The sequence below is a fragment of the Euzebyella marina genome (assembly GCF_003687485.1).
Lineage (GTDB): Bacteria > Bacteroidota > Bacteroidia > Flavobacteriales > Flavobacteriaceae > Euzebyella > Euzebyella marina.
The window spans coordinates 2,619,923-2,645,296 of the sequence record NZ_CP032050.1 but is presented as its reverse complement, the minus strand read 5'-3'; the positions used below and the strand labels follow the sequence as shown (position 1 = coordinate 2,645,296).

Here is a 25,374-nt window from a genome sequence, read left to right as displayed (position 1 = left end):
ATCTGCATAAATTTTCCATCGGTTTTATGCTGTAATGTCACCTTTTTTTTTAACCTTAGCTTAGCTTTGTTAAAACATTCGACTACCTTATTTCTAAGGCTTTTAGAATAGTAAGGTGGTTAAAAAGGCATTATATGCATTTGAAAATTGCACTTTTAGGTGGTGATGGTATCGGTCCTGAGGTATTGGCCCAATCGGTCAAATGCCTGAAGGCCATTGAGGAGACCTTCAATCATAATTTTGAATTGGTTGAGGCGCCGGTCGGGGCCATCGCCATTTCAGGAACGGGCAAACCCCTACCCGACTCTACCTTAAAATTATGCCATGAGGCAGATGCCATACTTTTTGGAGCCATCGGTGCCTTGGAATATGACAATAATCCTGAGGCCAAGGTTAGGCCTGAACAAGGTCTTCTCAAACTGAGAAAAGAATTAGGACTCTTTGCCAACATCAGACCGGTTAAGATGTTTCAATCGCTTATAAAAAATTCTCCTTTAAAAGAAAATATAGTCAAGGGAACCGACCTTGTCATTTTCAGGGAACTTACCGGGGGAATTTATTTTGGAGAAAAACATATTAACCAAGACGGCACAGTAGCTTCCGACTTGTGTGAATATTCTGAAAAGGAGATTAGTCGCATAGCGCATATGGCTTTCAAGGCCGCAAAAAAGCGCAAAAAGAAATTGACTTTGGTAGACAAGGCCAATGTTCTCGAATCTTCTCGGTTATGGCGTAAAACGGTAACCGAAATCGGCAAAAGCTACCCAGAGGTGAAATTTGAATGCATGTTCATTGACAACGCCGCTGTTCAAATGATGTTAAATCCGTCGCAATTCGATGTGATTCTTACCGATAACATGTTCGGTGATATTCTGTCTGATCAGGGCAGCGTAATTATCGGATCCGTGGGATTGCTTCCCTCTGCATCAATAGGTGCCAATAATGCCATGTTCGAGCCTTTTCATGGTTCATATCCGCAGGCAAAAGGAAAGAATATAGCCAACCCGGTAGCTTCTATCTTTAGTACCGCTATGCTTTTGCAACATTTTGGACTTGATGAAGAGGCCAATGCCATTGTATTTGCAGTTCATGAGTCATTCGCCAAAAAAGTTGTTACCGCCGATATTTTAGGAAGCAGCAAATACGGTACTGATTATGTGGGTGATTTCATTTCAGAGCATATCGTAGATTCCGATGAAAACTTGAACATAAACGATGAAAACATTGGGCTCGGCAAGTCTACTATTATTTAATTTGTCGATTTCTACTCTTCACGTAACTGCTGTACAAAAGTTTCGAATTCACTTTTAAACTCAACAAATTTATCGCCAGTGGCAGGCCCATTAAATCCTGTATGTATTTTTCTGACCGCACCCTTTTTATCTAAATAAATAGTAGTAGGATAGGAAAGAACATGGTTCAACATTGGCAGTTTTTTCTGCGCTTCGGTCTTATTGGTCGTACCGTACTGGGCTAATAAAATGGGGTAAGGCACATCGACACGTTCAACCAATCGATTAATACTCTTAAATGCCGAGGCTTCGGTTTTGGCATACTCGAATGCCAAGGCGACCATGGCTACATCATCGGGTCGGTTCTTTTTTATATAATCGACGTAAAACTTGGTCTCATCAAGGCAATTGGGGCACCACGTGCCCATAATCTGTAACAAAACCACCTTATCTTTAAATTGTTCATCTTTCAGGGAAATTTGCTCCCCCAAAGCATTCGGGAAGGTAAAATTAAAAGAATCATAGCCCGGTTTTAGAAAAGTCAAGGAATCAGCATCCGGAAGTTCAAAAGCATCATTTCTTTTTGCTTGAAAAGGCTCTTTGAAATGATTTCCTGAATAAAACATTCCGTCTAAAAGGCTGTCTGTCGCTTTCGCTACAAAAAGAAAAGCATGAGATCCATCAAAGGCAGAGAGCTTTAACGAATCCCCCGTAACCACCCCCTCCAGAAATCGGTAATCACCAGTTGCAGTTTCAAAAGTACCGGTGACCTTTTTCCCTTTTTGTTCAAAAACGCCCTTTGCTACATATCTATCATCAGTTCCATCACTGAACACTGTTTCCCAATTTCCAGATACATTAACGTTTGCCTTATCTCCTGTTTTGAAACGCTCTTTTTGCCCATAATGGGCCGAAAAAGGCACAGAACGGTTCAACTCTTCTTTTATGAAACGGCCGTTTATACTTTTCTCGGTAAAAATACCCGCGAAATACCCTTCAAAAACCGGAGGGTGAATTATGATGGAATCTTGTTTAATAGTTATTTCATCAACCTTTATAGTTTCATCAGCATTATATATTTCCATATGAATACTATCGTTTTCAGAGCGTATCAACCGGAAATTAAAAGGTAAATGGTACCCATCCATAGCTTCCAACTCCCCCAACCATAGACCATCGGCTATAGTTGATTCACGACTATGTTTTTTACAGGAGGCGAGAATTAAAAGAAAAATAATAAAGTAACTAAGATAATAGCGCATAGGGGTTTTATGTTTAGGTACGGATTATGGCTTAAAACTTACGATAAAATTTTAAGTATTTCAGTTTGGCACATTATTGAATCTCTTACCGCATTGTTTTATCTTAGCGGCCAATAAAAATAGCCAATGCAGATTTCATACAACTGGTTGAAGCAGTTCTTAAAACTTGACTGGGAAGCCAAAAAAACAGCCGAACTTTTAACAGACTTAGGACTCGAAGTAGAAGGGATTTCCACTTTTGAGTCGGTCAAGGGCGGTTTAAAAGGCGTCGTGGTCGGTAAAGTTCTAACTTGTGTGCAACACCCAAATGCCGACAAACTAAAATTGACCACTGTCGATGTCGGTACCGATGAAGTATTGCAAATCGTCTGTGGCGCCCCAAACGTTGCTAAGGGTCAGTTGGTACCAGTCGCCACTATCGGCACAACTCTTTACACCCCTGAAGGTGAAGCCTGGAAAATTAAAAAGGGTAAAATAAGAGGCGAAGTAAGTGAAGGCATGATTTGCGCTGAAGACGAACTTGGTCTGGGTACTAGTCATGACGGCATAATGGTTCTAAATGATAAATTACAACCTGGTATACCCTGTGCGGAAATTTTTAAAGTAGAAGAAGATGAAGTCTTTGAAATAGGATTGACCCCCAACCGTGCGGATGCAATGAGCCATTTTGGGGTTGCGAGAGATTTAAAGGCCGGTCTTAGGCAAAAAGAAATCAGCAAAGAGCTCATAACACCATCCGTCAGCAACTTTAATATTGACAATCGTTCTCTAAAAATGCAAATCGAGGTAGAAAACAGCAAGCTGGCACCTCGTTATTGCGGCGTTACCATGAGTAACCTAGTAGTACAACCCTCACCTGATTGGCTAAAAAACAGATTGAAGTCCATTGGGCTGAAGCCCATCAATAATGTGGTAGACGCAACGAATTATGTGCTTCATGAATTAGGTCAACCATTACATGCATTTGACGCCGACCGTATTCATGGTAAGAAAATTATCGTTAAGACATTGCCTGCCGGAACCAAGTTTATGACTTTAGACGGTGAAGAGCGTATCTTGCACGAAGATGATCTTATGATCTGTGATACCGAAAAACCAATGTGCCTAGCCGGAATCTTTGGCGGTATCAATACAGGTGTTACCAATTCAACAACCAGCATCTTTTTAGAAAGTGCTTATTTCGACCCTGTTGGCATCAGAAAATCGGCGAAACGTCACGGTTTGAATACCGATGCCTCATTCCGGTTTGAAAGGGGAATCGATATTGAAGATGTAGAATACGCTTTAAAAAGAGCGGCCCTTTTAATCAAAGAGATTGCCGGTGGCGACATTACTTCTGACATTGAAGATTTTTATCCTAAACGAATTGAAGAACACCAAGTATTTCTCACATTCGAAAAAACATACAGCCTCATCGGTCAAGAGATTCCTCAAGATACCATTAAATCGATTTTAGCTTCTTTGGATATCAAGGTTAAAAGTGTGACCGAGGCCGGTCTTGGGCTTTCGATTCCATCTTATCGTGTTGACGTTCATAGAGAGGTAGATGTAATCGAAGAAATTCTAAGGGTCTATGGTTATAATAATATCGATTTTAAAGACAAACTGAACGCTTCTATAGCACCGGTTTCAAAATTCGATGACTATAAACTTCAACAAAAAATAGGTGATCATTTAGCGGCACTTGGCTATTACGAGATAATGACGAACAGCCTTACTTCGCCCGATTATGCTTCACTATTAGAAGAAAATGAGGTGGATAAACCGGTGAAAATGCTCAATCCTTTAAGTAACGATTTATCGGTATTAAGGCAAACCATGCTCTTTTCGGGTCTGGAAGCTATTTCATATAACGTAAATAGAAGAAAGCCCAATTTAAAGTTTTTCGAATTCGGTAAGACCTATCACTTAAAGGGAGAGCAAAGAAACGAATACAAACATCTAAGTTTGCTTCTCACAGGTAATCGCTCTGCCGAGAGTTGGGCTGGTGCCGAAAGTAAATCAGATTTCTTTTACTTAAAGTCTTCCGTAACGAGTGTTCTTGAGAGATTGGGTGTTAACAATGTAGCTCAAGCTTCCGTAAAAAATTCCATTTACTCCGAGGGTCTTACTTTTTCAATAAACTCGAAGGACTTGGTATCGTTCGGTTTGGTGAAAAAATCGCTCTTAAAACCTCTTGACATAAAACAGCCTGTACTTTATGCAGATTTTAATTGGGATAATTTAATCGAGCTGGCCAGCAAAAAAAGTATTAGTTATCAAGAAATACCCAAGCACCCTGAAGTGAGACGCGATTTTGCCCTTCTATTGGATGAAAGCGTAACTTTTGATCAAATAAATGAGCTTGGTTTCAAGACGGAAAGAAAGCTTTTAAAAAACATCAACCTTTTTGATGTATACACTGGAAAAAACCTACCGGAAGGCAAAAAATCTTATGCGGTCAGTTTCACTTTGCAAGATGCCCAACGTACGTTGACCGATAAGCAAATCGATAAGATTATGGCAAAGCTTCAAAAGAGCTTTGAAGAGCAGTTAGGTGCAGAATTAAGATAATAATTCTTTAGATTTTTCTAGGTCGTATAACGCTGTCAATCTCATGAATGACCCCGTTGCGCTGATTGGAGTCGGCAACGACAATGGTGGCACGGCTTCCGTGACTATCGGTTAGAACGATGTCGATACCCTGCATGGTGGCCGTAATCTGCTCACCTTGTACTGTAGTAAAGGTGGCCTTGCCCTTGCCCCTGCACATAGCCTTTAAAATTTTAGAAGCTGAAAGTTTACCGGCAACTATATGGTAGGTCAACAATTCTTTAAGCTCTTGTTTGTTCTCAGGGTTGAGCAAGTGATCAATAGATTTACCTGAAAGATTCTCAAAAGCTGAATCAGATGGGGCAAAAACAGTGAAGGGCCCTGATTGATCAAGCAATTGTTCTAAATCGGTGGCTCTCATCACCGCCAGTAAAGTCTTATGGTTTTCTGAATTGGCCGTTGTGTGAACAATTGACTTTTTGGCTCCTTTAGCAACTTCCGTTTGAGCAGATGTAATACAAGCTGTGAACATCAATAAACAAACCGAAACCTTTAGAGAAAACCTCATGCCAATGAAATTAATTTAACAATTGATCCGACAAAATGCAGACTTTACCGACAAATAACGATCAATGTTTTAATTTTTACAAAAAATGCTTCTGTAGTACATCGATTTTAACATTATATTAACTTTTAAGATGTGATTATTCGATTTCATTCCCATGATGAAATTCCTAACTTTGAGATAATTGCTAAAAAGAAAATGAGATGTTGAAGAGAACCAATGTTCAAGAAGTATTGAACAAGAATCGTGGTAAGCACATCAGTGGCGACCACCTAATCGCTCAGGTACAGCGTATATTTGATGAAACTGCATCACAAAGAAGTAGAATTTCTACCACTCTTTCGAATGGCGGTTCTGCGGCCCGCAATTCGTTTCAATTAGATTTATTGGAGAGTAACAAAATCTATCACCTAGATGATATTAGACTAACCTGTATCAATTATCGCTTGCGGTTTTTAGACTCTAAATATTTTAAAGGTCAGATACCGGAAGAGGCAGTCAGTATAATAAGACAACTAGAAAAAGACCATGAAACTGAAATAAGTGGATTAAAAATTCTGGCTCCGAGCAAATTGTTTAAACTGGAAGACAAAGATGACCCCCTATTATTTGCACCTATCGGTAACGATTATTTCTATCTTATCCACAAATGGGGCAACGACCTTCACCCGTTAAGAAGATGGCTCATGTGGCCTTTTAAGAGTATTGTTAATCTTACTCTATTGGTGGTTATGATCAGTTATGTTTTGACATTAATGGTTCCGGAGGGGCTATTCTCGAAAAAGAGCACATCTGCGGAATTTTGGATTATTTTCTTTTTTATGTTTAAATGCCTAGCCTCCGTGGTTATATTTTATGGCTTCGCATTGGGCAAGAACTTTAATCCCGCTATTTGGAACAGTAAGTATTACAACGCATAATTTTAAATGTAGATTCAATTAGGCAAAAATTCTCTTCTACTTGATTTAGAAGAAAATTTTAATTGGTATTCCTTCCAAATTAGTATTATCTATTAAAACAGGGTTGGGAGTTGTTTTTATTCTAATCAATCCGCCTCTACTTTGGTTGCCTTTTTTCTTATAGCCTATCAATAATAAATCATTTTCTTCATCATACGATACCATAGTGGTATTCTCAATTTCGAATTCAAAGTCGCGTTGTGCCTCGGTCAAAAAGTTTTCATAGGCATAAAGAACTGCTGTGTTTTCATGAAAATCATAAATAGCGGAAATTAGGGGATAATTGCTGTATTCACCTCCAGGCATTGTATAGTATAATTTCCCGGAACTATCAAGCTGTAGACTTTGTGATTCTTTAAAATGAGGTTTGGTGTTTTCGCCGTACTTGGTAGTGGTTAATGACAATGTTTCGCCATTAATAGTCATATGCAAGTCATCATAGCTGACTATTACCGTGTTTTCGGGGCCTTCAAAAATTTGGCGAACATCGGAAGGTAACATATCACTATATAAAACGGTATCAGTATTACCATCAATGACCGAGAAGGCATTTTTACCGGTAAACAGTGTATCTTGTGTCAAAACGAATAATCTTTCGTTCACAAAAGCAAGACCTAACGGTTTTTTGAATAGGGCTATATCTCGAAAATCTTCACCAGAAGTTGACAAATCGAAAACACGAACATAATTATAGGTCAATTTATGAGTGACCGCTATTTCATAGGCCAAATAGATTTTATGGTCGGTATGCAAAATGGCGTTTACCTGTAGATTACAATTGCCTAAATCATTAAAAACTTGAAATTGAATATTACTCCCATCCTTAAAATCAAAAAGGGTCACTTTGCCTTCACAATCCCCTTGTTTTGAATAGTGGCTCCATTTACCTTTACTTTCGTAAGATACTGTGGGCTCTTTAACCGAAGAAAAAGGAGCAATTATCGAATCATCGCCCACAAGAACATCCCCACCCTGCTTAAAACCCAGGGTAGACAAGGTTTCGTTATCCTGTAAAACTACGGTATAACGGGCATTACCTTTAGTGAGATTTTCTGAAGAATCATCGTTAGAGCCTGACTTCGTACAACCAATGAACGCCAATGCCAAAAAGGCATAGCACAAATTGTAGGTTTTCATATGTAAGAGTTTCGGCCGACAAGACCCTACGCGAGCACACCGTACATCTTCTCTCTCTGCTCTTTTAACGCCTTATCGGACATGTACTCTTCAAACGATAAATATCTGTCGATGTTGCCTTTAGGCGTTAACTCGACGATTCTATTGGCAACCGTCTGGGCAAATTCATGGTCATGCGTTGTGAACATAACCGTTCCCTTAAAGTTTTTCAGGGAATTATTGAATGCAGTAATACTCTCTAAGTCTAAGTGGTTGGTCGGTTCGTCGAGCATAAGAACATTGGCCCTTAACAACATCATTCGGCTCAACATACAACGAACCTTTTCACCTCCTGAGAGAACGGTACACTTTTTCAACGCCTCTTCACCACTAAAAAGCATTTTACCCAAAAAGCCTCGAATATAGACCTCTTCACGCTCTTCTTCAGTCTTGGCCCATTGACGTAACCAATCGACTAGATTGATATTTTCTGTAAAATAAGAAGAGTTATCGGCAGGTAGATACGATTGATTGGTAGTTACCCCCCACTGAAACTCACCTTCATCGGCCTTTTTCTTGCCATTTATTATTTCATAGAAGGCAGTTGTGGCACGCGAATCTTTAGAGATTATAGCTACCTTATCTCCCTTGGCCAAGTTTAAATTGACATTCTTGAAAAGTAGATCACCATCCTCTGAAATCGCCGAAAGATTGTCGACATTTAAAATTTGGTCACCCGCCTCCCTTTCTCTTTCGAATATAATAGCCGGATATCTTCTGCTCGATGGCTTGATGTCGTCTACCTTTAGTTTAGATAACATCTTTTTACGAGAAGTGGCTTGCTTACTCTTGGCGACGTTGGCACTGAACCTTGCGATAAACTCTTGTAGTTCTTTGGCCTTTTCCTCTGCCTTCTTGTTCTGTTGTGCCCTTTGTCTTGCAGCTAGCTGACTACTTTCGTACCAGAAAGTATAGTTACCTGAATATAAATTCATTTTACCAAAGTCAATATCGGCAATGTGGGTACACACGGTATCTAAAAAGTGCCTATCGTGAGATACGACGATAACTGTATTCTCATAATCGGCCAAGAAGTTTTCTAGCCAGTTGATAGTTTCATAATCAAGGTCGTTGGTAGGCTCATCCATAATGAGTACGTCAGGATTACCAAAAAGCGCTTGTGCCAAAAGAACCCTCACCTTTAATTTAGAATCTAAATCGGTCATACTGGTATAATGCAAATCTTCCGATATGCCCAAATTTGATAATAGTGCTGCGGCGTCACTATCGGCATTCCAGCCGTTCATTTCTTCAAACTGAACTTGAAGCTCACCAATCTTATCGGCATTCTCATCGGTATAGTCGGCATATAAAGCATCAATTTCCTGCTTAATAGCAAATAAGGGCTTATTACCCATTACTACTGCCTCTAAAACCGTATTTTCATCATAAGCATTATGGTTCTGCTCTAATATGGACATTCTTTTGCCTGGTTCAAGGGAAACATGTCCTGAAGTAGGATCAATTTGTCCTGAAAGTATACGTAAAAAAGTAGATTTACCGGCACCGTTGGCGCCTATAACACCATAACAATTGCCTTCGGTAAAACTTACATTTACTTCATCGAACAATACTCTTTTACCAAACTGGACAGATAAATTAGATACCGATAACATAGCGCTGCTTTTTTAAAATCCGTGCAAAAATACAGAAATTTATATGCCTTGCCAATAATCTTGCAATCAATACTTTTCATCAATTTCCTTAACGTAAACCATTAATTTTTAACTCGCTATTAACAGCGTAGCAAATGGTGTTGTTTAATTTTGTTATGGTATCGGAGGTGCTCATATATGAATAAACATTTACTCTATCTCTCTCTTTTTTTCTTAGCAGCCTGTGGGTCAAACGAAAAGCCCAATAGTAACGTCCATTTTTCGGGTGAAATAGTCAATCCTACCAGTAATCAGGTTGTACTCTACAAAGGCGATGAAATTATTGATTCGGCAAAACTTGATAATAATAATAGGTTCTTATTCACATTCGATTCTATTTCAGAGGGTCTTTATCATTTCAACCATGACCCGGAGGTTCAGTATATTTTTCTTGAAAATGGAGACAGTATTGTCATTCGATTAAATACCGTTGATTTTGATGAATCACTTATTTTTTCAGGAAGAGGCGAAGAAGTGAACAATTTTCTATTGGAATTATTCTTGGCCAATGAAGAGGAAGCATCGAAAATACGGTCTTATTATTGGTTGAAACCAGAAGAGTTTGCCCAGAAAATCGATTCTCTAAAAGCTGATAAACTTGCCGTTTTAGACGACCTAAAGTCGGAATCTGAACTGTCTGAAAAAGAAGAAAAGATTGCATTTGCCAGTGTTTTCTATACTTACAACATGTACAAAGAGGGTTACCCTTTCAGACATCGTCGTCGTACCAAAAATGAGGTAGTTGATGAACTGCCAGACAATTTTTATGATTACCGAAGTGATATTACCTTTAACGATAACGACCTTACTTATTTAAGGCCCTATTACAATTTTGTTAAAAATCACGTTGGCAATTTGAGTTACGTACACTGTTCTAATGACTGTGATGATGACGAGTTAATTGCCCGCAACAACTTACACTTCAGTAAGCACAAGCTTCATATTATTGATAGTTTGGTTGCTGAAAAAGAACTGAAAGATAATCTGTTTAGAAACGTAGCCTTCGATTACCTTTTAAAGGTTCACGATAGCGAAGAGAACAATGAACAGTTTATCAACGGTTTTCATGAACTTTCAAGCAATAATCGGCATATAGAAGAAATAAATACGCTCTACGAGGGTATCAAGAACATTCAGCCCAATAAGACTATACCCGGTATTCAGGTGTTGGATTTTGATGGAAATAAAATATCGCTCCCCGAAATCGCCTCAGATAACAATACAGTATTCTATTTTTGGTCGGGAATCGATAGAAAGCATTTTGAAAACATTAAGAAGAGAATTGATAAACTTTCGGAAGAAAAGCCTAAATACAATTATGTAGGCATCAATATCAAAACGGAAGAAGGCCATTGGAAGGCTCTTTTAGAAAGTTCGGGCCTTGACCCTAAGAACCAATATAGGGCCCCGAATTTCGATGAACTTACCAAGGCGCTTATCGTCTACCCTTTAAACAAATGCATTATTACCAAAAAAGAGGTGATTGTAGATGCATTTGCCAATGTTTACGGTCCTTTATAAAATAAAAAAGGAAGAGCAAACCCTTCCTTTTTTCCTATTGTTTTAAAACTTGCCTTATTGATTACCCTTTTTGTAATCGGCCAAAAATTTCTCAAGACCGATATCGGTAAGAGGGTGTTTCAGCAATCCGGTGATGGAAGAAAGACCACCAGTCATTACGTCTGCTCCAATCTTGGCACATTCAAGAACATGCATCGTATGACGAATAGAAGCCGCTAAAATTTGGGTCTCAAATGCATAATTGTCATATATGTGACGAATTTCAGCGATAAGGTTCAATCCATCAGTTGAAACATCATCCAACCTTCCGATAAATGGAGAAACATACGTTGCTCCGGCCTTTGCAGCTAAAAGCGCTTGGCCTGCAGAGAAAATAAGGGTACAATTGGTTCTGATACCTTTATCCGAAAAATATTTTAAGGCTTTTACACCATCTTCAATCATAGGTACCTTTACCACGATTTGCTCGTGTAGTTCGGCCAGCTCCTCCCCTTCTTTTACAATATTCTCAAAGTCTGTGGCAATTACTTCTGCAGAAACATCACCGTCAACTATCTCACAGATATCTACATAATGTTTTAGAATATTATTTCTACCTGTAATTCCTTCTTTGGCCATCAGAGAAGGATTGGTAGTTACACCATCTAAAACACCAAGCTGTTGTGCTTCACGAATCTGGTCAAGGTTTGCCGTGTCTATAAAAAATTTCATTCCAGTTGTTTTTATTAGGTTTTGAATTTAAGCTTTATCAATATTTGTGGAAAATACCACGGTTACGAAATTACAACTTATAATGCTTAAGCAATAGTTTCTCGTACAGTTTATCGGGTAGTATGCCTTTCAAAAAGGTTGAAAATTTTTGAAGGGGTTCCCCGACCTTATAGTGCACCTTAGGGTTTTTGGTATTTATGATTTTATATACCTCTTTTGCCACTGCAATGGGGTCTCCTGAATTGACCACATCTTCATCGATCATTTTTAGTGTAGCACCATATGGCTGCTTATAGGGTGAGTTTTCTTTCACGGGAGCATGGTATCTACCTGCCGCTATATTCGTATTAAAATCACCTGGTGCTAAAGTACATACTTTGATTTGGTCATTTTTCACTTCCATTCTCAGGGCTTCGGTAATTATACCGAGAGCCCCTTTGGTCGCAGAATACACCCCGCGAAATGGCAGGCCCATATAACCTGCTATAGAGGTAATATTAATAATAAGACCTTCTTTCTGTTTTCTCATCTGAGGAAGCACCGATTTAACCATATGCAACGGTCCGTTCAGGTTGGTATTAAAAACCTTTAGCACTTCATCGTGGGGTGTTTCTTCAATGGGTCCGGTAATACCGACACCTGCATTGTTGACAAGCACATCAATTCGGTTTTCTTTAACCAGAAGATGTTTAATCGCAGAATCGATACTATTTTTGTCGGTTACATCCAGTTCAAGTAGTTCAAACGATTCAAAATCACTATGTTTCGCTAAGCTTCTTGTGGTTCCGTATACCTTGAACCCCATAGATTGTAGGTATAGACCTATTGACTTTCCTATACCTGAAGACCCTCCAGTAATAAGTACTACCTTATTTTCCATATGGTTGCAAAATAACAAATTAAATACGCCAAAGGGAAAGAAAAAAGGAATATGGCGAAGACCCTCAAAAACAAATAAAAAAGTTACAAATTCGAGTAGAAAACCTTGACTTTAGGGCATAAAAAAAGGCAAGCTACCTACATCGCACCGCTACGACCGTATACCCTTGCTGCGTTCCCACCCTGGGGGATTCTACAGGAGCTGGTCGTGTAGGACTTGCCGACCGCAAATATACAACCTTTTGTTGCTTTCACAATTCTTTGCACTCATAATTCTGTTCCAATATTGATTACAGTTCGCTATTTTTGTCACCGAATATCCTGTTTTATAAAGAGCTATAAACTGAAATCACAAATGAATTTTATCAAATTTTTTTCCTCAAGTTTTATTCTATTATTCTTTCTCGCCTGCGGAGGTGAAAAAGCCCCGGCTTCACTTTTTGAAATAGAGCTTGATGGTGGGGGAAACAAGTTTCAACAAAACCAGACGGTAGGTATTTCAATCAAGAATAAGAAAAACAAGACTATTGACGACGTTACTTATACCCTCGAAGGTGAAGAGTTGAACGTTGAAAACGGTAAAATTGTTCTCGATGCTACTACATTGGGCGACAAAACAATCAATGCAACGGTCAAATATGAAGACCAATCGGTAGAGGTTTCAAAAGCTATTAAGGTCTTAGCCGGTAAAGCTCCCGAAATCTATACCTATACAATTATCAATGAATTTCCTCACGACAACAAAGCATACACCCAAGGTCTTGAATTTTATAAAGATACCCTTTATGAAAGTACAGGTAAAAAGGGCCGGTCTTCTTTGAGAAAAGTGAACTGGGAAACAGGAGAACCTTACCAGATAGTGGAACTTGAGGACACTTATTTCGGAGAAGGAATTACCGTTTTAAACGATAAGATTTATATGCTCACCTGGCGTAGTGGTACCGGTTTCACTTACGATTTGGGCTTGAAACGTCTTGATAGTTTTAAATATGGCCAAAGTAAAGAAGGATGGGGATTGACCAATGATGGCAAAAAACTCTTCAAAAGTGATGGTACTGAGAAAATATGGTTCTTAAATCCGCAGACCTTAGTGGAAGAAGGAAGCATAGAAACCGTTACCAACAAATCAATAAATGACAGTGCAAATGAACTGGAATTTGTAAACGGAAAGATTTACGCCAATGTCTATCAAAAACCCAGTGTTATGATTATTGATGCCAACTCTGGCGCCATAGAAGGTGTTATTAATTTCAGTGGTTTAAGCAGTAAGGTAACCCATCATAGTACTTGGAGCGACACTGACAATGTTCTTAACGGTATTGCGTACCACCCTACTCGCAAGACCTTCTTCGTGACCGGAAAAGAATGGGATAAAATGTTTGAGGTGACCATCGAGAAGAAATAAATGCGTTCATACCAAAAGACAATAATCGTCGGTGAAGATGATTTGGACGAACTGAACCACGTGAACAATGTTAGATATGTTCAATGGATTCAAGATATCTCAAAAGAACACTGGCAAGTGGCCGTTTCTGAAGAAGTAAAAAAAGATATTGTTTGGGTAGTTATGACCCACCATATCGAGTATAAAGCAGCCGCAAAGCTTGGAGATGAGATTGTTATAAAAACATACATCAATAAAAGCAAAGGAGCCATTTCAGAACGAATTGTTGAAATGTATTTCGAACAATCTGACCAGTTGCTAATCCGTTCTACTACCAAATGGTGCCTTTTAAACAAAGAAAGTCAAAGACCGATTAGAATACCTAAACAGGTTATCGATATGTTTTCGAAATAATACGTTAAGGCAACTTTGCTATAAATGGGTAATCATGCCAAAAATATTCTTGTTTTTTTTAATGGTCACCATAGCATGTTTATCATGTAGAAAAGATTTCGACTATTCCCCAAGTAACGGAAACCTTAGATTTTCTAAAGACACCGTTTTTTTAGACACCATCTTTTCCGGTATCGGTAGCGCCACCTATCTTTTAAAGGTTTATAACGATAGTAAAGAAGACATTGAAATTCCTTCTATTTCTTTGGAGTCTGGCCTAGAAAGCAATTATCGACTCAATGTAGAAGGAGTGGCCGGCAAAATGTTCTCCGACATTCCTATCAATTCAAAAGACAGCCTTTTTATATTTATAGAAACCAACCATTCTATCACCAACGACAGCACTAATCAAATGCTGTATACCGATATTCTCAATTTTGATGTTGGTAGTAATCAACAAAAAGTGCCTTTGGTTACACTCATAAAAAACGCCATTTTTCTTTATTCACAGGAAAATAGCAATGTAACAACAGAACCGATACCCCTTTACACCGATCATCAAGGAAACGAGGTCAGCATAAAACCATTCGACCTCTCAGCCGAACATCTTACTCTTAACAATGAAAAACCCTATGTAATATATGGGTATGCAAAGGTACCCGACGGTGATAAATTAATTATAGAACCTGGAGCCCGATTGTATTTTCATAAGAACAGTGGTATTTATATTAGCAAAGAATCTTCAATTGAAATCAACGGAAGTGCAAGTGTAGATACCCTAACCCTAGAAAATGAAATCATATTTCAAGGTGATAGGCTGATAGATGACTATTCGGAAATAGCTGGTCAATGGGGGGGATTAATAATCGACCAAGGCGAGGTCGAAAGCCGTATTGAACATCTTACCTTAAAAAATGCCGTAAATGGACTTACCATTAAGGGTCAAACCTCCTCTCTCCACTTAAAAAATAGTCAAATCTACAATTCTTCTTCAATCAATCTTCATGCTATTTCAGCCGATATCAGAAGTGACAATGTTGTTTTTGGAAATGCAGGAATCAATTCAGTAAAAATTTCTGCGGGAGGCCGCTACTCCTTTCAACACTGCACGATAGCCAACTATTGGTCTCAAGGCTTTAGAGTAGGCTCCGCCTTAGAAATAGATAATTCCGCTTCACTTATTGCCGAAGTTGAAAATAGTGATTTGATACAAGCAGAGTTCATCAACTCAATTGTGACCGGAAATGGAAATAATGAGCTTTATTTATCTGATAATCAATCGAATTCCATCAGTTTCTTTTTTCAAAATAGTCTGATTCGTTATTCGGGGAATAATGAAGCAGGCGGGTTATATGATTTTGAAAATCAAGAATTGTATAATAACGTTTTTTTGAATGAAGATGAAGGATTCAATAACAGCCTTCAAAACGATTTTCGTCTACAATCATCCTCGTTTGTTATAGACAAGGGTGCCTCTGAGACCCTAAATGATTTACCTCTAGATGTTCTAGGTAATGAACGAACCAACCCACCAGATTTGGGCGCTTTTGAATTTGTAACAGTGCCGGATTAGATTTTGTAAGATTCTCAATTAAGCATATCTGTAGATTACCAGAATAATCAAATTCACATTTTAAAGTCCTAATTTTTATTAATTAGTAATTTTCTTACATTTTTATGTTTTTTTGAAGGTATTTTCTTTCAAACTGCTTAATTTTCAGGAATTTAGGCATAAAAACCCCAAATAATCGGGGGAAATACTTGGTTTTAGAACAGTATACAATTGGTAATTTGCATTAAAATCTTCTAACCCGTGGAATACAATTATAACATAATCGATTCCGACGCAGCATCAAACCTTCAGCTGCAACACTACCTAGAAGAGTATGGTGATTTTACTTGTACCTCCATTGCAAAAGACAGCAACGAGGGTATCAACTTCATTTTAAAGTATTCTCCACACATCGTTTTCATCAATTTGAACGAAAAAGCGCATGAATATTTTCAAATGGTGATGGAACTTCATCAATACATAACCAAGTTGCCCATCATTATTGGCATAGCCAAAGGAAAGCAACATGCATATGATGCCATTAAAAACGGATTTTTCGATTATTGGCTTATGCCATATAATGAGTTTGATATTCGTAAGTCGTTGCTTAGACTTAAAAAGCAAATGCCGGTGGAAGCCGAGCCGCAAACTCTATGCTTAAGTTCTTACCGTGATTTTCAATACATTAACACCGATGAAATTCTTTACTTGAGGGCAGACAATAATGCCACCGAGTTCATCATGAAAGACGGTACAATAAACAATGCCTTTAAAACGTTAAAGACATTTGAAAATCAATTACCTAAAAATTTTGTACGAATTCATCAAAGCTACATAGTAAACACCGATTGCATCTCCCGCATAAGTTATGGCAAATCGGTCTGCACACTAAAACAGAATAAGCAGCAGCTTCCTTTCTCGAAATCATATCGTAAAAACATAGATTACCTGAAACAGTTGTTGTCAAAAAACACGATTTCTGCACTTAACTGACCAAATTCTAGTAGAATACGGTCAGATACTCATAGAACTGCGTCATATACTAATAAGTTTTAGCGGGTCGTTTGTTTTCCACATCCTGGTGGTAGTTTAGCACCAAGAAATAACAATAACCCCTAAAAAATCCCACTTTAATTATGAAAAAAGTAGCAAGTATTTTCGCAGTAGTAGTAATGTCAATCGGAATGTTCTCTTGTGAGGCTGAAAACAACGTACAAGATACCGATGCGGTTTATGACCTAAACATTGATGCTTCTGTCGATGGTGATGATATCCCCCAAGATGAAAGAGACAATGGATAGTTAGATATCGATATAACAAAAAGCCTTAATGAAAATTAAGGCTTTTTTTATACCTTGTAATTAAGTGCCGCCGAATGCTTAAGAAATACATAATATACAAATCCTTCTTCCTCATCTGCTTTACTGCAGTCTTCTTCGCATTATTTTCATGTAATTCAAAGTCTGGGGTGAACAGCAAAAACTTTGAAAATCAGGTTTTGTTGGATTCAATAAACTTATGGATTGATAGTAGTCGCAACAGTGGTTTTTCTGATTCTATAAGACAGGAATATCTCAATAAAGCTGAGCAGAATTGTAAAGAAATAGGCAATGACTCGACTCAACGTCGTTTAATTTCTAGAATTTCCTTTGCTTATTCTAGAATTCCGGACTCTGCCAATTTCAGAAGGACAAATAAGTTAGTCTTACAATTATCAGAAGAGGCTAATGATTCAATTAGGGGAGCAGAAGCACATTGGGATTTAGCCATATTTTTTAATAATGAAGCTTTTCCAGATAGTGCTTATTATCATTTTTCCAAAGCTCAAAAGATTTACGAAAATTTGAAAAAGGATTTTGAGAGTGCTCGAATGCTCTATAACATGGCTAGAACTCAGGCAACGGTTAGAGATTATACGGGCAGCGAAATAAATACCATTAGGGCGATAGAACTTTTAAAACCATTAAATCAAAATAAACACTTATTCTATAATTATAGTAATTTAGGCTCTGTTACCAAAGAATTGAGGGATTACGATCGAGCGATTGAATACTATCAAACCGCTGCCGAATATCAAGAGAAAATACAGGGTAAGAACAATTTTGACGCCAGTCTGCAGAACAATATAGGCGTGGTTTATCAAGAACAAGGCAAATACAAAGAGTCGATCCCTTATTTTCAAAAAGTTTTAAATGAAGCCAACTTAATAGACAACAATCCAAAATTATATGGGTTGGCTCTCAACCATCTTTCCTATAGTAGGCTTAAAGCTGGCTCTACCAATGGAGTCGAAAACGATTTAAAAGAATCGATAGCTGTTTTAGATAGTATAGAAAACATTCCCGGCTTGGCACGGGCTCATTACAATTTTTCAGAGTTTTATTTAGCAAAAAGAGATACGGCGACAGCCATTCAACAGGCTAAACTGGCCTTAAACTTTGCACGAGAAAGTAATAATAATGACCGAACCTTATCCACGCTTCAGCTTTTGGCCAAACTACAGCCAGAATTGTCTTCGGACTACACTCGTAATTACATTACTTTAAACGATAGTTTACAGCAAGAAGAACGCCAAGTACGAAACAAGTTTGCTCGAATTCGTTTTGAAACCGACGAATTCATTGCCGAAAATTTACTTCTTTCAAGACAAAAGCAATTATGGACAGGTATTGCCCTTGCTGTACTGCTTTTGGGTGTAATGTCGTATTTCATTCTTGACCAAAGGGTGAAAAACCAGAAATTACGTTTTCAACAGCAACAGCAGGCGGCCAACCACGAAATTTTCAATTTAATGTTGGCCCAAAACCAGAAAATGGAAGAAGGTAAAAAACAAGAGCAAAAGCGCATCTCAGAAGAGTTACACGATGGCGTCTTGGGCAGAATGTTAGGGGCACGAATGGTATTGACAGGGCTGAACAAAAGAAATGGAGAAGATGCCGAAAGCGAGCGCAAAAAAGCTATTGATGCCTTGCAAGATGTAGAAAAAGAAATTCGAGCCATATCGCATGAACTGAGCCATGCCGCATATCAAAAAATCAACAACTTTATCTACTCGGTCAAAGATTTGTTATCCACCGTACAAAAAACAGGCAATTTCGAATATACTTTCAATTATGAACCCAATTTTGATTGGGACAGTCTAAAAGGCAACACCAAAATCAATCTTTATCGACTAATTCAAGAAAGTCTCCAAAATTGTGTAAAACATTCTAACTGCAAACACATAGAACTTGATTTAAATGTCAATGAAAATATCTTAACGATTAATGTCAAAGATGATGGTAAGGGCTTTGCCGTTAAAAGGGGCAAAAAAGGTATTGGCATGCGAAACATGGCTTCACGAGTTGAAAAACTTAACGGTAATTGGAATATAGAAAGTAATATTGGCCAAGGCACAACTGTAAGTTTTAATGTACCTTTGAACAAAATTCCTACCAAGTCCGCTTCGCAGACGGCACCGGTATAGATGATGTTTTTGTATGGATAATTTAATACGCATACTTGCGGTAGATGATCATGAAATGATTGTCTTGGGTTATAAATATACTTTAGAAGGAACTGACTTTGACGACTTTAAAGTGGTAGTAAATACTGCTCCCAGTTACTTAAAGGGCAAGGCTGAAATAGAAAGCTCTGCCAAAAGAATACCTTACGATATTATCTTACTTGATATTTCAATGTTTCCGGAAAACGCGAAGGAAGAAAGAAGTGGCCAAGATTTAGGCCTCTTGGCAAAAGAAATTTCCCCTTCCTCAAAAATTGTCTTCTTATCCTCATTTAGCGATAGTTACCGAATCAACAATATATTGAAAACGGTAAATCCTGATGGATACATGGTCAAATCGGAGGTTGATGAAAGAACCTTACAAGATATGGTCAAAACCGTTCTCTTTAAACCACCTTATTATACGGCTGCAGCCCTGCAAGCCATTAGAAGAAAAATGGCCAATGAAGACCAAATCGATGAAAGGGACAAAAAAATTCTTTATCAACTTTCCATCGGTACCAAAACAAAGGATATTTCCTCTATTGTTGCAGCTGCCAGTACAACTGTCGAAAATAGAAAAAGGCATCTTAAAGTAATTTTCGGAGTGGAAAACGGAAATGATTTCGCTTTAATCGAAGAAGCGCGCAAACGCGGATTTATTTAACATAGTATTCCGCGACCCGAAAAAAGATACAATTTATTGGCTTTGAGATAATTATATGTTAAATATCTCAAAACAAAGAAAAACCCCATAAAAATTGGGGTTTTTCTTTGTCTTCTTAGTGGGTTCTCAAGGTATTTTTGATAGTCAATTGAATTACACTATACGTTTATGCCTTCATTTTCAGATAATTTCGAGAACAATTCTTCCGGAGGTTACAACATAGACTTGCGGCTGGAGGGGATTGAAAGCTTTAGAAAAAGCTTGGAAAAATACTTTTTTTCAGAAGCTACGGTACGCAATTGTTCCAACAACAACAATGGCGTAAACCTTGCTGTAGAACTAGAATGTAATTTAAGTCTCGTAGAAATGCTATTTCATTTCAATAGAGGCACATGGGGCAATTTCAAACAAAATAGCTCTTCGTTCGTCGCCATCTTGGATAAATTCAGAAGAGAAAACCTGATCACCGTTGACATCGACGAACTCTCAATTCTGTTCAAAGACACGAGAATTATCATTAATAAGATTTATTCACGAAGTATTGCAGAGCAGTTAGACAATATTCTTAGGGAAATGGGCAAACACTATGTTCATTTTAGTAAAGGTCTTTCAGAAACGCCCTATGAAATATATGTTCCCGTTTTTGAAGAAGAGCATACGGCCACCGACAAAATATTATTTAGAAACGTAGAGGTTTCCAATCATTGCAAAAAAGATTATTTCAATTTTTGGGGACTCTATTTTGAGTCTGAAGACGATGCCGTGATTTATGACCTAAATGCTTCTCACCTTGAGAATGGTGATTTGTTTATGCTCAGCACCGATGAAGATTGATTCTTCGTCTTAAAATCGACTTACAATTATCCTTATACTTTAGCATTTTTATTCTAACCAAAAAAGGTTGCCCGTCGGGCAACCTTTTTTAATGCTCTGATAGTAAAGTAAGGGCAGATTAGAAATTAAACAACTCTCTACCCTTCATCAATGCATTAACTTTTTGCTTGACCTCTTTTACTTTAGTTTCATTTTCGGCATTCGTCAATACTTCATCTACCAGGTCTACAATAGTTGACATGTCATCTTCTTTCAACCCTCGAGTAGTAATAGCCGCGGTACCAAATCTGATACCTGAGGTAATAAACGGAGATTTGTCATCGAAAGGAACCATATTCTTATTGGCTGTAATATCCGCCTCAACCAAGACTTTTTCAGCATCCTTTCCTGTGATATCTTTATTTCTTAAATCAATCAACATCATATGGTTGTCGGTACCTCCAGAAATAATATTATACCCTTTGGCCACGAACGCTTTTGCCATAGCCTCGGCATTCTTTTTCACTTGAATAACATAATGAAGGAAATTGTCTGTCAAAGCTTCACCAAAAGCAACTGCCTTGGCAGCAATAATATGCTCTAATGGCCCACCTTGATTACCTGGAAAGACAGCTAAATCCAATAAAGCCGACATTTTTCTTAAGTTTCCGTTCTTAAGTTTTATGCCGAATGGGTTATCAAAATCCTCTCCCATCAAAATAAGACCTCCACGCGGTCCGCGCAATGTTTTATGGGTAGTTGTGGTTACAATATGGCAATGAGGTATCGGATCGTTCAACAAACCTTTGGCTATCAAACCTGCCGGGTGCGAGATATCGGCAAGCAATAAAGCCCCGACACTGTCGGCTATCTCCCTGAACCTTTCAAAATCCATATCTCTAGAATAAGCGGAAGCTCCTGCCACAATCATCTTTGGCTTCTCTTTTTCCGCTAGTTCTTGAATTTTATCATAGTCTAATTCACCAGTCTCTTTGTCAACACCATAGAAAACAGGATTGTACAGGCGACCGGAGAAATTTACGGGCGACCCATGGGTCAAATGACCGCCATGCGACAAATCGAACCCGAGAATGGTATCACCTGGCTGCAAACACGCGTGATATACAGAGGCATTGGCCTGAGAACCTGAATGTGGCTGAACATTGGCATACGCTGCTCCGAACAGTTCTTTAGCGCGATCGATGGCCAATTGCTCAACTTTATCGACAACCTCGCAACCGCCGTAATAACGTTTGCCAGGGTACCCTTCAGCATACTTATTGGTCAATACAGAGCCAGCAGCTTCCATCACCTGCGGACTAGTAAAATTCTCAGAAGCTATCAGCTCAATACCACTTAGTTGCCGTTCTTTTTCCTCGGCTATCAAATCAAAAATTTGCGTGTCGCGTTGCATACGTCAATATTGTGTTAAATGAGCCGCAAAAATACGAATTACTCATTGTCTATACCTATAAAATAATATATTTGATTCTCAATTTATCAAATAAAAATTAACAAAATAGACATGCCCATTCCTGCAAATGACCCTACGAGAAAAACTTGGTTACCAGTAGCCGATAATTCCGATTTCCCCATTCAGAACATACCGTTCGGGGTATTTTTAACAAGAGACGATATCATTACTATCGGTACTCGAATCGGAGATTATGCTATTGACTTGGGTGCCTTGCATCAATTGGGTTATTTTAAGGATATACCGTTGACGGATGATATTTTTCTACAGGATACTTTGAACGATTTTATTTCCGATGGTCAAAAAACATGGAGAGCGGTACGGAATCGTATCAGTGAAATTTTTGAAATATCGAATGATGAATTGAAGAACAATAAAGACCATAAAGATGTGGTCTTGTTCGCTATGAACGAAATCGAAATGCAATTGCCAGTGCAGATTGGCGATTACACCGACTTTTATTCTAGCAAAGAGCACGCCACCAACGTAGGAAGCATGTTCCGTGATCCTGAAAATGCTTTATTGCCTAACTGGTTGCATCTGCCCGTAGGATATCATGGTAGAAGTTCAACGATTATACCAAGTGGAACACCTATAAGAAGACCGGTTGGCCAAACGATACCCAAAGAAGCCGAAAAACCTGTTTTTGGACCATCGAAATTGGTAGATTTTGAGCTTGAAATGGCCTTTATTACTACAGATGCTAATGTCTTGGGTGAACCTATTCCGGTTCATGAAGCTGAAGATTATATATTTGGTTTGGTACTGTTCAATGACTGGAGCGCCCGTGATATTCAGAAATGGGAATATGTTCCTTTAGGTCCGTTCTTGGCAAAAAGCTTTGCTTCTACCATATCTCCGTGGATCGTTACTTTAGATGCTTTAGAACCCTTTCGTGTAGATAGCCCTTCGCAAGAACCTGAACCTCTACCCTATTTGCAATTGAACGGCAAGCATAGTTTCGATATTTCATTAGAGGTTGACCTAATTACCAATGACGAAAGCGCTACAACCGTGACAAAGTCGAATTTCAAATATATGTATTGGACAATGGCCCAACAATTGGCCCACCATACCATAAACGGTTGTAAAATCAATAGTGGTGATATGATGGGTAGCGGCACCATTTCCGGTCCTACGCCAGATTCTTATGGTTCGATGCTAGAACTCTCTTGGCAGGGAAAAAACCCTGTAAAGCTTAACGATGGTTCTGAGCGTAGGTTTGTAGAAGATAATGATACGGTGGTGTTACGTGGCTATTGTAAAAATTCTTCTGTTAGAATTGGTTTCGGTGAAGCCGCTACCAAATTACTACCAGCCCTTGAATTCAAAAATTAGCCCTTCAGGTTTGTTACTTTAATCGATTTCATACGATTGTTCATCGTTTTGCGTTAGTGAAAAGATAAGTTTTGGCACGCTGCTTGAATTTATCAAGCAAAACCATAAATCGTATGTTATGAAGAAAAATATACTGTTTATAACGGCAGTAACTTTGTTGACTGCCTGCGGAGGGTTGAAAAAGACCCAAAAAGCCTTAAATATTGGGGATTATAATCAGGCTATTTATACCTCTATCGATAACCTCGCTAAAAACAAAGGAAAAAAATCGAATCAACCTTATATTTTATTGCTTGAGGAAGCATATCGGAAAAATACGGAAAGGGAACTTGAGCGAATAGAATTTTTGAAGGAAGACGAAAGCCCGGTGCATTTTGAGGAAATTTATAATTCATACGTAAATTTGAATACCATTCAAGAGCGTATCAAACCTTTATTACATCTACAGGTTCAGGATGAGCACAGAAAAGCTAAGTTTGTTTTTAATAACTACAATGACGAAATTATCGATAGTAAAGATGATTTAGCTGAGTACTTATACGACAACGCAACAAGCCTGTTACAAAGTGCAGCTACCAAACAAGACTATAGACAAGCTTATGATGATTTAGCCTATTTGAATGAAATCGAACCCGGTTTTGATGACACAAGACAAAAAATGCAAGAAGCCTTTGAAAAAGGTCTTGATTACGTACGGGTCGATTTAATCAATGAAACCGAGCAAATCATACCCGCAAGACTTGAACAAGAAATGCTCAATTTTGATATTTATGGTTTAAATCAATTATGGACCAAATTTCACACTAATCCGCAGGCAGAAATCGACTATGATTATCATATGAATCTAGCCTTCAAGAGTATTTTAATATCTCCTGAAAGAATTAGTGAACAGCAATTAATAAAAGAAAGACAAATCAAAGATGGCTATAAATATGCCACCGACAGACAAGGTAACATTCTCAAAGACAGCCTTGGTAACAAAATTAAGATCGATCGATTCAAGACGGTCAAATGTAACTTCTATCAGTTCACACAATTAAAAACCGCCCAAGTAAGTGGCATGGTAGAGTTTACCGATTTAAGAACCAAGCAACCATTACAGACCTACCCGCTTACCAGTGAGTTTATCTTCGAACATAATTACGCAAATTACGATGGGGATAAAAGAGCGCTGGAGAACGACTTGGTTCGCCTAGTAAAGTTAAAAGAAGTACCATTTCCCACTAACGAACAAATGGTTTATGACGCGGGTGAAGATTTAAAAAACAGATTGAAATCAATACTTCAGCGACAGAAATTCAACTAAAAAAAGAGCCCCTATTTCTAGGGGCTTTTTTTATATATAAATCTCAAGCTTTAAATCTGTAATGGCACCGTGCGAATCATGGGCCACTACTGCGCCATCTTTAATAATCAATAACTGCGGTGATTGGTGAACAACATTGAACTGGTGGGCAACCTCGTTAGAAACAGGCCTGTATTGTTGTAAATCAAGAAAATAAAAATCCATTTGGTCATTTTCCAAGGTATAATCCTTAGTAAACATATTCAACACCATCCTGCTGATACCGCAGGTAGTCGAATGTTTGAAGATGATTTGTGGCCTATTAAAAGAGTTGGCCTTAATTTCTTCCAACTGGCTTATTTCTTTCAAATCAACCCAAGGAATTTTTGATGAACTGCTTTCACTCTCTCCTTTTCCTCCGAACAAACTGCCAAATAATCCCATTTTCAAATAATTAGTTTATAACTTAATCCTACCAATGCAAAATCTGCC

22 protein-coding genes and 1 other RNA gene are annotated in these 25,374 nt (G+C 38.2%); 14 read left to right on the top strand and 9 right to left on the bottom strand.

What is annotated here, in order from left to right; genetic code table 11:
• Positions 1–134: 134 nt before the first annotated feature.
• On the top strand, positions 135–1,253 hold the full coding sequence (gene leuB / locus D1013_RS11330) for a 3-isopropylmalate dehydrogenase (protein WP_121848941.1): 1,119 nt from the start codon (positions 135–137) through the stop codon (positions 1,251–1,253).
• A gap of 11 nt (positions 1,254–1,264) precedes the next feature.
• Here the strand turns inward: leuB and D1013_RS11325 are convergent, their stop codons facing one another.
• Positions 1,265–2,494, bottom strand: a complete 1,230-nt coding sequence (locus tag D1013_RS11325; RefSeq protein WP_121848940.1) for a peroxiredoxin family protein — start codon at positions 2,492–2,494, stop codon at positions 1,265–1,267.
• A 126-nt stretch (positions 2,495–2,620) separates the two neighbouring features.
• Between D1013_RS11325 and pheT the strand changes: the two genes are divergently transcribed.
• A complete protein-coding gene (gene pheT, locus D1013_RS11320) occupies positions 2,621–5,047 on the top strand; it encodes a phenylalanine--tRNA ligase subunit beta (protein WP_121848939.1) in 2,427 nt (808 codons plus the stop codon).
• Positions 5,048–5,054: 7 nt separating this feature from the next.
• Here pheT and D1013_RS11315 read toward each other — a convergent pair whose 3' ends face one another.
• The gene (locus D1013_RS11315) at positions 5,055–5,594 is read right to left on the bottom strand and encodes a fasciclin domain-containing protein (RefSeq protein ID WP_121848938.1); all 540 of its coding nucleotides are present in this window, start codon (positions 5,592–5,594) and stop codon (positions 5,055–5,057) included.
• A 200-nt stretch (positions 5,595–5,794) separates the two neighbouring features.
• On the opposite strand from D1013_RS11315, the gene D1013_RS11310 reads away from it, so the two are divergent.
• The gene (locus tag D1013_RS11310) at positions 5,795–6,511 is read left to right on the top strand and encodes a hypothetical protein (RefSeq protein ID WP_121848937.1); all 717 of its coding nucleotides are present in this window, start codon (positions 5,795–5,797) and stop codon (positions 6,509–6,511) included.
• A 45-nt stretch (positions 6,512–6,556) separates the two neighbouring features.
• On the opposite strand, the gene D1013_RS11305 is transcribed toward D1013_RS11310, so the two are convergent.
• Positions 6,557–7,687 (bottom strand): hypothetical protein, encoded by a 1,131-nt coding sequence (locus tag D1013_RS11305; protein ID WP_121848936.1) that lies wholly within the window; start codon positions 7,685–7,687, stop codon positions 6,557–6,559.
• A 26-nt stretch (positions 7,688–7,713) separates the two neighbouring features.
• Entirely contained in the window at positions 7,714–9,342 is a 1,629-nt protein-coding gene (locus tag D1013_RS11300) for an ABC-F family ATP-binding cassette domain-containing protein (RefSeq protein ID WP_121848935.1), read from the bottom strand.
• 177 nt (positions 9,343–9,519) lie between these two features.
• On the opposite strand from D1013_RS11300, the gene D1013_RS11295 reads away from it, so the two are divergent.
• Complete coding sequence (locus D1013_RS11295; RefSeq protein ID WP_121848934.1) at positions 9,520–10,902, top strand: transaldolase; 1,383 nt, start codon at positions 9,520–9,522, stop codon at positions 10,900–10,902.
• Between the two features lie 54 nt (positions 10,903–10,956).
• Here the strand turns inward: D1013_RS11295 and fsa are convergent, their stop codons facing one another.
• From fsa to ffs, 3 genes are all read right to left on the bottom strand, one after another.
• Entirely contained in the window at positions 10,957–11,613 is a 657-nt protein-coding gene (fsa, locus tag D1013_RS11290) for a fructose-6-phosphate aldolase (protein ID WP_121848933.1), read from the bottom strand.
• A gap of 70 nt (positions 11,614–11,683) precedes the next feature.
• A complete protein-coding gene (locus D1013_RS11285) occupies positions 11,684–12,493 on the bottom strand; it encodes an SDR family oxidoreductase (protein WP_121848932.1) in 810 nt (269 codons plus the stop codon).
• Positions 12,494–12,616: 123 nt separating this feature from the next.
• Positions 12,617–12,715: signal recognition particle sRNA small type (gene ffs / locus D1013_RS11280), an RNA gene on the bottom strand.
• 132 nt (positions 12,716–12,847) lie between these two features.
• Here ffs and D1013_RS11275 point away from each other — a divergent pair.
• The 8 genes from D1013_RS11275 (at position 12,848) to D1013_RS11245 (ending at position 20,806) form a co-directional block, all read left to right on the top strand.
• Positions 12,848–13,897 carry a glutaminyl-peptide cyclotransferase gene (locus tag D1013_RS11275; protein WP_121848931.1) on the top strand — a complete coding sequence of 350 codons (1,050 nt, stop codon included), beginning with the start codon at positions 12,848–12,850 and terminating at the stop codon, positions 13,895–13,897.
• Complete coding sequence (locus D1013_RS11270) at positions 13,898–14,290, top strand: acyl-CoA thioesterase (RefSeq protein ID WP_121848930.1); 393 nt, start codon at positions 13,898–13,900, stop codon at positions 14,288–14,290.
• Positions 14,291–14,324: 34 nt separating this feature from the next.
• Positions 14,325–15,842 (top strand): hypothetical protein, encoded by a 1,518-nt coding sequence (locus tag D1013_RS11265; RefSeq protein WP_121848929.1) that lies wholly within the window; start codon positions 14,325–14,327, stop codon positions 15,840–15,842.
• Positions 15,843–16,082: 240 nt separating this feature from the next.
• A complete protein-coding gene (locus tag D1013_RS11260) occupies positions 16,083–16,814 on the top strand; it encodes a LytR/AlgR family response regulator transcription factor (RefSeq protein WP_121848928.1) in 732 nt (243 codons plus the stop codon).
• Positions 16,815–16,957: 143 nt separating this feature from the next.
• Complete coding sequence (locus tag D1013_RS20370; RefSeq protein WP_162987886.1) at positions 16,958–17,122, top strand: hypothetical protein; 165 nt, start codon at positions 16,958–16,960, stop codon at positions 17,120–17,122.
• Between the two features lie 200 nt (positions 17,123–17,322).
• Positions 17,323–19,287: a tetratricopeptide repeat-containing sensor histidine kinase gene (locus D1013_RS11255; protein WP_162987885.1), complete on the top strand. Its 1,965-nt coding sequence runs from the start codon at positions 17,323–17,325 to the stop codon at positions 19,285–19,287.
• 13 nt (positions 19,288–19,300) lie between these two features.
• Positions 19,301–19,972 carry a response regulator gene (locus D1013_RS11250; protein WP_121848926.1) on the top strand — a complete coding sequence of 224 codons (672 nt, stop codon included), beginning with the start codon at positions 19,301–19,303 and terminating at the stop codon, positions 19,970–19,972.
• Between the two features lie 168 nt (positions 19,973–20,140).
• The gene (locus tag D1013_RS11245; protein WP_121848925.1) at positions 20,141–20,806 is read left to right on the top strand and encodes a hypothetical protein; all 666 of its coding nucleotides are present in this window, start codon (positions 20,141–20,143) and stop codon (positions 20,804–20,806) included.
• Between the two features lie 118 nt (positions 20,807–20,924).
• Here D1013_RS11245 and glyA read toward each other — a convergent pair whose 3' ends face one another.
• Positions 20,925–22,199 (bottom strand): serine hydroxymethyltransferase, encoded by a 1,275-nt coding sequence (gene glyA / locus D1013_RS11240; RefSeq protein WP_121848924.1) that lies wholly within the window; start codon positions 22,197–22,199, stop codon positions 20,925–20,927.
• Between the two features lie 111 nt (positions 22,200–22,310).
• On the opposite strand from glyA, the gene fahA reads away from it, so the two are divergent.
• Positions 22,311–23,597 carry a fumarylacetoacetase gene (fahA, locus tag D1013_RS11235; protein ID WP_121848923.1) on the top strand — a complete coding sequence of 429 codons (1,287 nt, stop codon included), beginning with the start codon at positions 22,311–22,313 and terminating at the stop codon, positions 23,595–23,597.
• A 118-nt stretch (positions 23,598–23,715) separates the two neighbouring features.
• Positions 23,716–24,903 carry a hypothetical protein gene (locus tag D1013_RS11230; protein ID WP_121848922.1) on the top strand — a complete coding sequence of 396 codons (1,188 nt, stop codon included), beginning with the start codon at positions 23,716–23,718 and terminating at the stop codon, positions 24,901–24,903.
• Between the two features lie 30 nt (positions 24,904–24,933).
• Here D1013_RS11230 and ytxJ read toward each other — a convergent pair whose 3' ends face one another.
• Positions 24,934–25,326 (bottom strand): bacillithiol system redox-active protein YtxJ, encoded by a 393-nt coding sequence (ytxJ, locus tag D1013_RS11225; protein WP_121848921.1) that lies wholly within the window; start codon positions 25,324–25,326, stop codon positions 24,934–24,936.
• Between the last annotated feature and the right edge of the window lie 48 nt (positions 25,327–25,374).